10 protein-coding genes are annotated in these 12096 nt (G+C 71.2%); 1 reads left to right on the forward strand and 9 read right to left on the reverse strand.

What is annotated here, in order from left to right:
• Window positions 1-92: 92 nt before the first annotated feature.
• From pstS to mshD, 9 genes are all read right to left on the reverse strand, one after another.
• Window positions 93-1220, reverse strand: a complete 1128-nt coding sequence (gene pstS / locus RBJ65_RS00135) for a phosphate ABC transporter substrate-binding protein PstS (RefSeq protein ID WP_306321508.1) — start codon at window positions 1218-1220, stop codon at window positions 93-95.
• Window positions 1221-1525: 305 nt separating this feature from the next.
• Complete coding sequence (locus RBJ65_RS00140) at window positions 1526-1960, reverse strand: NUDIX hydrolase (RefSeq protein ID WP_306321507.1); 435 nt, start codon at window positions 1958-1960, stop codon at window positions 1526-1528.
• Entirely contained in the window at window positions 1957-3069 is a 1113-nt protein-coding gene (locus tag RBJ65_RS00145) for a CHAD domain-containing protein (protein ID WP_306321506.1), read from the reverse strand. Before RBJ65_RS00145 ends, RBJ65_RS00140 begins: the two co-directional genes overlap by 4 nt.
• On the reverse strand, window positions 3050-5500 hold the full coding sequence (locus RBJ65_RS00150) for an RNA degradosome polyphosphate kinase (RefSeq protein ID WP_372341373.1): 2451 nt from the start codon (window positions 5498-5500) through the stop codon (window positions 3050-3052). Before RBJ65_RS00150 ends, RBJ65_RS00145 begins: the two co-directional genes overlap by 20 nt.
• 145 nt (window positions 5501-5645) lie before the next feature.
• Window positions 5646-6590 carry a hypothetical protein gene (locus RBJ65_RS00155; RefSeq protein WP_306321504.1) on the reverse strand — a complete coding sequence of 315 codons (945 nt, stop codon included), beginning with the start codon at window positions 6588-6590 and terminating at the stop codon, window positions 5646-5648.
• Window positions 6587-7591, reverse strand: a complete 1005-nt coding sequence (locus RBJ65_RS00160) for an ABC transporter permease subunit (protein ID WP_306321503.1) — start codon at window positions 7589-7591, stop codon at window positions 6587-6589. Before RBJ65_RS00160 ends, RBJ65_RS00155 begins: the two co-directional genes overlap by 4 nt.
• Entirely contained in the window at window positions 7588-8493 is a 906-nt protein-coding gene (locus RBJ65_RS00165) for an ABC transporter ATP-binding protein (RefSeq protein ID WP_306321502.1), read from the reverse strand. The genes RBJ65_RS00160 and RBJ65_RS00165 overlap by 4 nt, the downstream gene beginning before the upstream one ends.
• Window positions 8490-8936, reverse strand: coding sequence for a GntR family transcriptional regulator (locus tag RBJ65_RS00170; RefSeq protein ID WP_306321501.1), 447 nt, complete (start codon window positions 8934-8936; stop codon window positions 8490-8492). The genes RBJ65_RS00165 and RBJ65_RS00170 overlap by 4 nt, the downstream gene beginning before the upstream one ends.
• Before the next feature lie 107 nt (window positions 8937-9043).
• Window positions 9044-9979, reverse strand: a complete 936-nt coding sequence (mshD, locus tag RBJ65_RS00175; RefSeq protein ID WP_306321500.1) for a mycothiol synthase — start codon at window positions 9977-9979, stop codon at window positions 9044-9046.
• 244 nt (window positions 9980-10223) lie between these two features.
• On the opposite strand from mshD, the gene RBJ65_RS00180 reads away from it, so the two are divergent.
• Window positions 10224-12017 carry a bifunctional UDP-sugar hydrolase/5'-nucleotidase gene (locus RBJ65_RS00180; protein WP_306321499.1) on the forward strand — a complete coding sequence of 598 codons (1794 nt, stop codon included), beginning with the start codon at window positions 10224-10226 and terminating at the stop codon, window positions 12015-12017.
• The last annotated feature ends 79 nt before the right edge of the window (window positions 12018-12096 follow it).

Raw genomic sequence — 12096 nt, forward strand, 5'->3', positions numbered from 1 at the left:
AGTCCCGTACTGCGTAGGGAGGTTGGGGACTTCTGGCGGCGGTGCACCGGACGGTGCGGGCCGCCCCGGGGGAGCGGCCCGCACGACTCAGGTCAGCTGATGCCCGCGACGGTCTCGCGGACCTTCTTGTTGATCTCGGCGGGGATCGGGGCGTAGCCCAGGTCCGAGAGGGCCGCCTGGCCGTCCTCGGACGCGGTGTACTTCAGGAAGGACTTGGTGGCGGCGAGGCTCTCCGCCTTGTTGCCCTTGTCGCAGACGATCTCGTACGTGACCAGGGTGATCGGGTACGCGCCCTCGGCCTGGGTCTTGTAGTTGAGGTCCAGGGCGAGGTCCTTGCCGGTGCCCACGACCTTGGCGTCGGCGATCGCCTTGGAGGCGTTCTCCGTGGTGGCCTTGACCGGCTTCGAGGCGCCGGTGTCGATGTCGACGGTCTTCACGCCGTCCTTGGCGTAGGAGAGCTCGACGTACGTGATGGCGCCGTCGGTCTGCTTCACCTGCTGGGCGAGGCCGGAGGAGCCCTGCGCGGACTGGCCGCCCTTGGCCTGCCAGGCCTTGCCGCCCTCGTACTTCCAGTCGCTCGGGGCGGCGGCCTTCAGGTACTTGGTGAAGTTGTCCGTGGTGCCGGACTCGTCGGAGCGGTGGAACGCCTGGATCTTGGTGGACGGCAGCTTGGCGTCCGGGTTCAGCTTCTTGATCGCCGGGTCGTTCCACTTGGTGATCTTCGAGTCGAAGATCTGGGCCAGCGTCTTGGCGTCGAGCGTCAGGTTGTCGACGCCCTGCACGTTGAACGCGACGGCGATCGGGCCGCCGACCATCGGCAGGTCGATGCCCTGGCCGCCCTTGCAGACCTTCTTCGACGCGGTGACCTCTTCGGGCTTGAGCGCCGAGTCGGAGCCGGCGAAGGCGACCTGGCCCTGGTTGAAGGCGGTGACGCCTGCGCCCGAGCCGTCGGGCTTGTAGTTGAGCTGCACGTCGGGGCAGGCCTGCGCGTAGGCCTGGCGCCAGGCGTCTATGGCGTTGGCCTGGGCGGACGAGCCGATGCCGAGGAGCTGGCCCTTGGCGTCGTCGCACTTGATGTTTCCGGCCTTGGCGGCGGGGCTGGTGCCGCCGTCGCCGCCGCCGGTGTCGTCGGAGCCGCACGCCGTGAGGGCCAGGGCGCCGGAGACGGCGAGAGCGCCGAGGGAGAGGGCGCGGAGCCGGTTCTTGCGCTGAAGCTTCACCTTCGGATGTTCCTTCCAGGAGCCGCCGGCCTTGGCTGTCTTTCGTGGCGGCGTGCGAAATCTGCGGATGACGGTCTCGGTCTCAGGCTCGGTTCTCGACCGAGCTTCGGCTCGTTCCCGGGGTCCGGGACTCACCGTGTAAGGCCGAAATTAGGCAGATCAGGTGAAGCGGCCGATGGGCGTGAGTGAACGCCGGGTGAACCTAAGCGGGCGGCCCGGTTAGGTGACGGTACGGCTACGGAACGTGGTCTTCAGGTGTCGTCGGGCGGTCGTCAGGTGGCCGTCAGGTGGTCGTCAGGTTGTCGTCAGGTGGTGTGGAGGGCGTCGAGCAGGGCGTCGACGAGGGTGCGGTCCCGGGGCTGGGTGAGGCGGGTGCGGGCCTCGGTGGGCGGGAGCCAGACGACGCGGTCGACCTCGCGGTTGGGCGTGAACGCGCCGGATGTCGCCTCCGCCGCCCAGTAACTCACCTTCTTCGGGCGGCCGTTCGCGAGGTAGCGGACCGTGGGGAGTACGGCGCCCGGGGTGCAGTCGTGGCCGGTTTCCTCGCGGACTTCGCGCAGGGCGCCGGCCAGGGCGTCCTCGCCGCGCTTGAGCTTGCCCTTGGGGTGCGACCAGTCGTCGTACTTGGGCCGGTGGACCAGGCAGATCTCAAGTGTCTGACCCGGCTGGGGAGTTGGGGTGCGGCGCCACAGGACGCAGCCTGCCGCGAGGAGGGTGCCGTTGCCGTCGTGTGCGGTCATGGGGTGCCCACTGTCTGTCGTTGCCATGCTGTTTCGAACGCGAGCCGTGCGGCGGCGACTTCGTGGCGCTGGTCGGCGTGGAGCACGCCGAGGGCGTACGCGGTCGTCGGCGCGATGCGGGGGGTGCGGGCGGCGTGGGCCGCGGCGGCGGCGGCCTCGGCGGCGTCCCGGTGGGCGTTCAGGGCGTCGGCCGCGTCCAGGAGTCGTACGTCGATGGGGGCGTCCGGCAGGACTTCGCGCGCGTAGCGGTGCAGGCGCAGGAGCAGGCGCACGTGGTGCCAGGTGGCGTCGGTGTCCGCGTGGTACGGGTGGCTGGTGTGGCGGAGGGTGGTGACGGCCTCGGTGAGGCGGGATTCGGCCTCCGCGGCGAGCTTCTCCAGTTCGGCGCCGGCGGTGGGGGTGACGGGGACGTCGCTGGCGAGCACGGCGACGTTGTCCGCTACCGCGTGGAAGCGGGCGGAGCCGAGGGCCTGGAGGGCGGTGCTGTGGGCGCGGGTCCTTGCCAGGGTGAGCTGGCGGTCGAGCAGGGCGGATGCCTTGGCGGCGCCGAGGGTGAGGGTTTCCCGTACCGGGGCGGAGGCCGTCGTTTCGGCCCGCGGCACCGGGGGCCGCCTTGCCCACCCTGCCGCCCCGGGCGGCAGACTGCCCAAGGCGGTGGCGGCCGACCGTTCGGGGTGGGGAGTCGCTTCAGGCGGCGGATTGCCCGAGGTGGGCATATCAAGCCCCGCCGTCGGACGAGAGCCAGCGGGGTTCGGGGCGGAGCCCCGGGGCGTGGGGGCGGGGGGCGTGGTCAGGGTGTGGAGGGCCGAGGTCAACCGGTCCAGGCGGGACGCGTACGCGTGTTCGCGGGCCAACGTCCCCGACAACCAAGCCAGTTCGGGCCGCAACCCGTCCGACCACTCCGCGTCGAGCAACGGCCGGAAGGTGTGCAGCGTGCCGCTGATCCGCCGCGCGGCACGCCGAAGCGCACGGGCCGCGTCCGCCGTGTCGCCGCCGCCCGCCCCACCCTCCCGGTGCTGCCGCAACGCACGCAGGAACTCGGTGGCCTGGGAGCGCAGATAACCCCCCAGGACATCGACTTCGCTGGACTCAAGGTGTCGCTGTGCCACGCCGGCGCCTCCGGGCGTCTATGAGCATCTCCTGTACGTTGCGCAGGGGCCGGCCGGCCGGATCGTTCGGGTCGATCGCGTGCCGGGTCCAGTCGCCGTCCGGGCCCAGGTGCCAGGAGGCGGTGGAGTCGGACATCCCCGTTTCGAGCAGTCGGCTGAGCGCCGCGCGGTGCGCCGGGTCCTCGACGCGGACCAGGGCCTCGATCCGGCGGTCGAGATTGCGGTGCATCATGTCGGCGCTGCCGATCCAGACCTCGGGCTCGCCGCCGTTGCCGAAGGCGAACACCCGCGAATGCTCCAGGAATCGGCCGAGCACCGACCTGACCCGGATGTTCTCGGACAGGCCCGCGACCCCGGGGCGTACCGCGCAGATCCCGCGCACCCACACATCGACCGGCACGCCCGCCATCGAGGCCCGGTAGAGGGCGTCGATGACGGCCTCGTCGACCATCGAGTTGACCTTGATACGGACGTAGGCGGGGCGGCCCGCACGGTGGTGCTGGACCTCCTTCTCGATCCGCGTGATCAGGCCCGTACGCAGGGACTTGGGGGCGACGAGCAGGCGGCGGTAGGTCTCGCGGCGCGAGTAGCCGGACAGCCGGTTGAAGAGGTCGGAGAGGTCGGCCCCGACCTCCTGATTAGCCGTCAGCAGCCCCAAGTCCTCATACAGACGGGCCGTCTTGGGGTGGTAGTTGCCGGTGCCGACGTGCGAGTACCGGACGAGCTGGTCGCCCTCCTGCCGTACGACGAGCGACAGCTTGCAGTGCGTCTTCAGGCCGACGAGGCCGTAGACGACATGGCAGCCCGCCTCCTCCAGCTTGCGCGCCCACTTGATGTTCGCCTGCTCGTCGAAGCGGGCCTTGATCTCGACCAGGACGAGCACCTGCTTGCCGGCCTCGGCGGCCTCTATCAGCGCGTCCACGATGGGCGAGTCGCCCGAGGTCCGGTACAGGGTCTGCTTGATGGCGAGCACGTCCGGATCGGACGCGGCCTGTTCCAGGAAGGCCTGTACGGAGGTGGAGAAGGAGTCGTACGGGTGGTGCAGCAGCACGTCGTGGCCGCGCAGCGCCGCGAAGATGTCGGGCGCCGAGGCCGATTCGACCTCCGCCAGGTCGCGGTGGGTGCCCGCGACGAACTTCGGGTACTTCAGCTCGGGGCGGTCGATGCCCGCTATGGAGAAGAGGCCGGTGAGGTCCAGGGGGCCGGGCAGCGGGTACACCTCGGACTCGCTGATCTTCAACTCCCGTACGAGGAGGCTGAGGATCTCCGAGTCGATGGTCTCCTCGACCTCCAGGCGGACGGGCGGCCCGAAGCGGCGCCGCATCAGCTCCTTCTCCAGGGCCTGGAGGAGATTCTCGGCGTCGTCCTCCTCCACTTCCAGGTCCTCGTTCCGGGTCAGCCGGAACATGTGGTGCTCCTCGACCTTCATGCCGGGGAACAGCTCGCCCAGGTGGCGGGGCGCGGCGATGACGTCCTCTATCGGGACGTAGCGCTGCGGCGAGGCCTCCAGGAAGCGGGAGAGCAGCGGCGGGACCTTCACGCGGGCGAAGTGGCGGTGCCCGGAGACGGGGTTCGAGACGACGACCGCGAGGTTGAGCGAGAGCCCCGAGATGTACGGGAAGGGGTGCGCGGGGTCGACGGCGAGCGGGGTGAGGACCGGGAAGATCTGCTGCATGAACAGCGTGTAGAGCCGGGCCTGCTCCTTCTCCGTCAGCTCGTTCCAGCGCACGACGTGGATGCCCTCGTCGGCGAGGGACGGGGCGACCTCGTCCTGGTAGCAGGCGGCGTGCCGGGCCATGAGTTCCCGGGAGCGGTTCCAGATCAGCTCCAGGACCTCGCGGGGCTGGAGTCCTGAGGCGGAGCGGGTGGCGACGCCGGTCGCGATGCGGCGCTTCAGGCCCGCCACCCGGACCATGAAGAACTCGTCGAGGTTCGAGGCGAAGATGGCCAGGAAGTTCGCGCGCTCCAGGAGCGGGGTGTTCGGGTCCTCGGCGAGTTCCAGGACGCGTTCGTTGAAGGCGAGCCAGCTGCGTTCGCGGTCCAGGAAGCGGCCCTGGGGCAGCTCGGCGTCGTCCTGTCCTGCCGCGTAGCTCTCCTCGTAGTCGTCGGGGTCCGCGTCGATGTCGGCGACGATTCCGGCGAGCTTCGCGGCGGCCAGGTCGTACTCGCCGGTGGCCACGGGGTGCGGCCGGTGCGCGGCGAGCGAGCCCACGGACGGCTGTGGCTGCGCGGCCGAGGGGGCGGCCGGGGCCGGGGCCGGAGCAGTGTCGGTCGTCTTCGTCTGGTCCTGTGCGGCGTTCGGCTGGCTCATGGCCCCATTCTTCCGCCTGGACGCCGACCTGGGCGCGCCGACCGCGTCGGAGCGCGCGGGCGCGAGCGTGAGCCGGGCGCGGCCTGCGGGTTCGACGGGGTCGGGAACGGGGGGCTGCATTCCGTGAGCGTCGCAAGTCCGTCTGAATCGACGGTTACGGAGACATGACGTACGGGATATGGGCGGGGGCCCTCCGGGGGTGGGGCCGTGCCGGGGCGGAGCCCCGTGGCGTGGGGGACCGCTGGCCCCGCCCACACCCCGGCGGTCAGCGGACGCGCCTGCGCAGGAGGTAGAAAGCGGTGGCGGTGGCCGCGGCCGTGAGGAGGAGGGTGAGGAGCGTTTCCGTGAGTTGGAGGGGCCAGAAGTGGGAGGGCGGATGCCCCTCGCGGTAGAAGCCCGTGATGTTGTGCTCCGTGAGGCACGCGCGGTCGTCGACGCACATCGGGTCGGCGACCCGCGCCCCGGCGCCGGTCAGCGCGCCTTCGGAGGTCAGGGACCCCGCGAAGTACGGGTAGCCCTCCCGGACGTCCCCGGTCACCGTCACCGTGGGCCACAGCCGGTCGCGCACCACCTCGAGCACGCCGATCACGACCGTCGTGGCGATCAGGGAGTAGGCCGCCGCCGGCAGCGTGCGGCGGGTCAGGAGCGCGATCACCGCGCCGATGGCCAGGCCGAGCAGCGGTATCGCCACGGCCGTCGGGCCGAGGGCGTCGTAGGTCGCCGTCGAATGGTGCCAGCGGTTGTCCGCGAGGCCGGGGGCCGCCGAGGCGACGAGCCGGCGCAGCAGGACGAGGAGGGTCGTGCCGAGGACGAGGAAGGCCGCGGGCACGGCCAGCTTCGTCGCGAGCCAGCGGGCCGGGGAGACGGACTGCGTCCACGCCAACTCGGCCGTTCCCCTGCTCAGTTCGCGGCCGATGAGCAGGCCGCCCGCGAACACCGCGGCCGCCACCGGAACCAGCGTGATCAGCGTGTCGGAGAGGCTGAGGAGGTAGTGGTACGAGTCCGCGGTGGCGCCCCGCGCCGTGCAGCCGTTCGCCACCGCCGGGTCGCAGTGCCCCCTGATGTCGAGCCCGGTCGTGCCGGGACCCCACAGCCACAGGAGCAGCGTGCCCGTCACGACGACGAAGGCGATCCACAGCCCGGCGGCGACGCGGTGCAGCCGCAGGACCGTCCGGGGCAGGCCCAGCGGGAGCGTGGTGGCGGCGCTCATGCGGCGGTCTCCTTGGCGAGCGGGGTGACCGGCGGCTCCGGCTGGAAGCGGCGCAGCACGAGGAACGCGGCGACGACGGCCAGTGCGCCGAGCGCGAGCAGCACGCCGGTCTCGGCGAGCTGGCGCGGCCAGTAGTCGGGCGAGGGCAGGTAGCTGCGGGTGAAGCCGGTGATGTCGTGCTGGTCGAGGCAGTGCTGGGTCATGCAGCCGGGGTCGCGGATCTCCGCCCCCGTCGATGTGATCGCCTTGCTGTGCACGGGGATCTCGGGCTGCTGGTAACTGCCCTGGAGCGGCCAGGAGTTGCCGCGGAACGCGCCCGCCAGGTACGTCACGATCCCGGCGACGACCGCCGCCGACAGCGTGCGGCGCAGCACCAGGGCGGCCAGCACCCCGATGGCGAGGCCGAACAGGGCGTTCGCCACCGTCGCCGGGCCGATGGAGAAGTTGAAGTCGCGCGGGCCGATGCCGGCGACGAGCAGATGGTTCCGGTCGTCCCACACCAGGCGGTAGAGGATGACGACGAGCGTCGTGCCGACCGTGATGAGCAGTGCGGGCACGGCGAGCTTCGCGGCCAGCCAGCGGGCGGGGGAGACGGACTGGGTCCACGCCAACTGGGCGGTGCCCTGCTCCAGTTCGCGGGCGATCAGCGGTCCGGCCGCGAAGACGGCGATGACGCACGCGGCGATCCGGGTCAGCGACAGCGGGTCGTAGAAGAGGGTGTCGAAGGTGGTGCCGATGAACGGGAGGAAGGCGGAGAGTCCCTCCCAGGCGTTGTCCTGCGCCCCGCTGTAGCCGAGCTTGTCGAACGCCGCCTGGGCCTCCGACGAGCCGGGGCCCCACAGCCACAGGAGCAGGCCGAGGCTGATCGCCACATAGCCGGTCCACACCCACATCGCGCCGCGGTGCAGTCGCAGGACCGTCCAGACCAGGCCGTCGGCGCCGGGCTTGGTGCGGCGCACGGCAGCGGGCTTGTCGAGCGTCGGGGTCGTCTGGGTGCTCATGCGGTCACCGCCGTCCGGTTCGGGCCCGCCGTGGTGCCTGGCGTCAGCAGGGGTGGGGCGTCGGGCGAGCGGAGATGGGCGAGGAGCAGCTCTTCGAGGGAGGGCTCCTGGACCTGCCAGCCCTCGCCGACGGGGCCGTCGCGGCGGATCAGCGCGGTGAGGCCGCGGCCGGAGGGGCGGGACTCGATCACGGTGTGCGGGGCGAGGTCGCCGCGCCCGGTGACCAGGCTGTGCGCGCCGAGCAGGTCGTCGATGCCGCCGCCGAGCCGGATCCGGCCGCCGCCGAGCAGCAGCAGGTGGTCGCAGGCGTCGGCCAGCTCGGTGACGATGTGCGAGGACATCAGGACCGTCGTGCCGTGCTCCGCCGCGTCCGCCATCAGCGTGCCCATCAGTTCGTGCCGGGCCAGCGGGTCGAGGTCGGCCATCGGCTCGTCGAGCAGCATCAGCTCGGGGCGCTTGCCGAGGGCGAGGGCGAGCGCGACGCGGGTGCGCTGGCCGCCGGAGAGCGAGCGGATCTTCGCCTTCGGGTCGAGGGAGCCCTGCTCGACGATCTTCGACGCGTACGCGGCGTCCCAGCGCTCCGGGTTGAGCTCGGCGCCCATCCGCAGGGTGTCCGCGATGGACAGCTGGGGGTACAGGGGCTTGCTCTGGGAGAGGTACGAGACCTTCGCGCGGTGCGTGCCGGGGGCCGCGCCGAGCACGGAGACGCTGCCGGAGGTGGCCCGGGACAGGCCGGCCGCGATGGTGAGCAGCGTCGACTTGCCCGCGCCGTTGGGCCCGACGAGCGCGCTGATCCGGCCCTCGGGCAGCCGGAACGAGCAGTCGTCCAGGGCCGCGGCGGCGCGCCGTCCGTAGCGCTTGACGAGGCCGTGCGCCTCGATGGCCGTACTGGCCGTACTCATGAAGTCCCCTTGTGTCTGGTGCCGGCACCCGTGCCGGTGCTGGTGCTGAAGTGCGCTTCGAGGGCGCTGCCGAACAGGGCCGCCACGTCCTCGCGGTCGAGCCCCGCCTCTTTCGCCCGGTGCGCCCAGTCGTCGAGCTCCGCTCTCAGCGGTGAGTCGGCGGAGCCGGAGCCGAGCGTGGCGCGGACGAAGGTGCCGAGCCCTCGGCGGGCCTCGACGAGGCCGGAGCGCTCCAGCTCGCGGTAGGCCTTCAGCACGGTGTTCGGATTGATCGCCGTCGCCTCGACGACCTCTCGGGCCGTGGGCAGCTTGTCCCCGGGCTCTAGCAGGCCGAGCCGCAGGGCGTGCTCGGTCTGGTGGACGATCTGGAGGTAGGTGGCGACGCCGGTGTGGCGGTCGATGCGGAATTCGATGACCGGTTCGGGTGCTGGGTCCTGCACCACGCCGTACCCCCTTTCACTAATCAAGTAGTGAAAGGGTGATGCAAGAGAGGGGGCGGCGTCAAGTGACGCCGCCCCCTCTCGTTCGGGTGACGCGGAGAAATGCCAGGTCAGGACTCCGTGCGGTACATCAGGTCCGTCTCGTACGTGGTGAAACCAAGGCGCTCGTACACGCTCACCGCCGCCTTGTTGTCGGCGTCGACGTAGAGCATCGCGGTCGGCAGGCCCGCCGCCGCGAGGTGGCGCAGGCCCGTCGCCGTCAGGGCCTTGCCGAGGCCGCCGCCCTGGTTGCCGGGTGCCACCCCGACGACGTAGACCTCGCCGAGCCGCTCCTGCGCGTGCGTCTTCGTCCAGTGGAAGCCGATCAGCTCGTCGCCGCGGAAGGCCAGGAAGAAGCCGGCCGGGTCGAACCACGGCTCGGCCTTGCGGTCGTCCAGGTCGCGCTGGGTGAGGGAGCCCTGCTCGGGGTGGTGGGCGAACGCCGCCGCGTTCACGGCGAGCCAGGCGGCGTCGTCCTGACCGGGGACGAACGTACGGATCCGGACGCCATCGGGGAGCGTCGGCTCCGCGAGGTCCAGGTCGGCCAGCGGGCGCCGCATCTGGCGCAGCTCGCGGAACAGGGTCAGGCCGAGGACCTGGGCGAGGTGGCGGGCCGCGCTGTGGCCGCCGTGCGCCCACACCCGCAGGCGCTTGCCGGAGGCGGCGAGCAGGGCGGTGCCGAGGGCGCGGCCGTGGCCGTGGCCGCGGTGCGCGGGGTGGACGACCAGTTCGGCGGCCGGGGCCTCGATCGGGTCGGTGTCCTCAAGCTGCGCGTAGCCGATGAGCTCGTCGCCGACGCTGAGGAGGAGGTGGCGGATGCCTTCGCGTTCGCCGCCGCGGAGTTGCAGGCGGCCCTGCTCGGACACGGCTTGCTGGCCGTCCGTGTGGGCGGCCTCGGTGAGGAGGGCGAGGACCTGGGTCGACTGGGTGGGGGTGAGGGTGGGCAGGGTGTCGATCCGGCGGCCCGGGGCGGTGGGGTCGCTGGTGGGGGCGGGGTCGGTGGTCATGCGTACGAGGGTACGACCGGGGTGTGACGGTTACGCCGAGCTTCTTCCTACGTCGCGGGGCTCTGCCCCGGACCCCGCTCCTCAAGCGCCGGAGGGGCTTGATTGGCCCGTGGCGGCTTCGCGATGCTCAACCCCCTGTCACGCTACGCGCGTTGACCATAAGCTGCACCCGCATTCGCGGTGAACGGTGCCTGTCGCAGTCGGTGATTCGGTGTCGGGCCGCACGGAATCCCCAGGGGGACTCATGCATGCGCAGACGAAGAGACCGGGGCGGCGGCTGCGGGGGGTGGTGGCCGCGGGGGTCACGCTCGTGGCCGCCGGGGCGTTGATGGCCGCGTTGCCCGCGGGGGCGGCCGGAGGTGGGCGGTATCAGGACGTGCAGTTGCTGTCCTTCAATGACTTCCACGGGAATCTGGAGCCGCCGGCCGGGTCGTCCGGGCAGGTCAGTGAGGTGCAGGCGGACGGGACGACCAAGAAGGTCGACGCGGGTGGGGTCGAGTACTTGGCGACGTCGCTGCGCGAGGCGCGGCAGGGGCATCCGTACAGCATTACGGCCGCTGCCGGGGATCTCGTCGGGGCCAGCCCGTTGTTGTCGGGGCTGTTCCATGACGAGCCGACCGTCGAGGCCATGAATGGGCTCGATCTGGATGTGACCTCGGTCGGCAACCATGAATTCGACGAAGGGGCCGCGGAGTTGGCGCGGCTGCAGAACGGTGGGTGTCATCCGAAGGACGGGTGTTACGGGGAGGGGCGGGAGTTCGGAGGGGCCGACTATCCGTATCTCGCCGCGAATGTGACCGACGAGAAGACCGGGAAGCCGGTCCTCGACCCGTACTGGGTGTGGAAGCGGAACGGGGTGAAGGTCGGGTTCATCGGGGTCACGCTCGAAGGCACGCCGGACATCGTGTCCGCGGACGGCGTCAAGGGGCTGAAGTTCCACGACGAGATCGAGACGGTCGACAAGTACGCGAAGATCCTCGACAAGCAGGGGGTCAAGTCGATCGTCGCGCTGATCCATGAAGGGGGCGCCCCGGCTTCGGCCTCGTACAACTACGACTGTGACGCGGCGGGCGGCGGCAGCGGGGTTTCCGGGCCGATCGTCGACATCGCCAAGGGGATCACGCCGAAGGTCGACGCGCTGGTGACCGGGCACACGCACAACGCGTACGCGTGCACCATCCCGGACCCGGCGGGCAAGCCGCGCATGGTCACGTCGGCGTCCTCGTACGGGAAGCTCTACACGGACACGACCCTGACGTACGACCGCGCCACCAAGGACATCGTCCGTACGTCGGTGAAGTCGCCCACCGCGGCCAACCACGTCGTCTCGCGGACGCAGGAGAAGGCCGCCGACATGACGGCGCTGATCGGGCGGTGGAACGAGCTGGCGGCGCCGGTGGCGAACCGGTCCGTCGGGTTCATCTCCGGTGACGTCCCCGGGCGGGGCGCCACGACTCCCGAGGCGCCGCTCGGCGATCTGATCGCGGACGCGCAGCTCGCGCACGCCAAGTCCCTTGACCCGAAGGCGAGTCTGGCCCTGATGAATCCGGGCGGGGTCCGCTCCGACCTGGTGTTCAAGGCGAGCGGGAGCGAGGGCGACGGGGTCGTGACGTACGGGGAGGCCTTCGCCGTGCAGCCGTTCAGCAACACCGTGAACCTGGTCGACCTGAGCGGCGAGCAGCTCGTGAGCGCGCTGCGGCAGCAGGTGAGCGGGGCGAACGCGGCGTCGCCGAAGATCCTCCAGCCCTCGGCCGGGCTCACGTACACGCTCGACATGACCAAGGCGGGCGCGGACCGGGTCGTCGCCGATTCGATCAGGCTGAACGGTGCCGCGATCGATCCGTCCGCCACCTACCGGGTCGCCCTCAACTCCTTCCTCGCGGGCGGCGGAGACGGCTTCGCGGCGCTGGGGGAGGGCAAGAATCCGCTGGTCGGGAGCGATGATCTGAAGGCGTTCAGCGACTACTTGAGCGCCAACTCCTCGGCCGCGGACCCGATCGAGCCGCCCGCGGCGGACCGCATCACGATCGTCAAATAGGCGAAACACGGCTCGCATTGGGGTGGCCTACGGTGGGACCGCGGATGAACCGCGGTTGAACCGTGGGCCACCCCACACT

It is taken from the genome of Streptomyces sp. KL109B, assembly GCF_030766935.1.
Classification (GTDB): Bacteria; Actinomycetota; Actinomycetes; order Streptomycetales; family Streptomycetaceae; genus Streptomyces.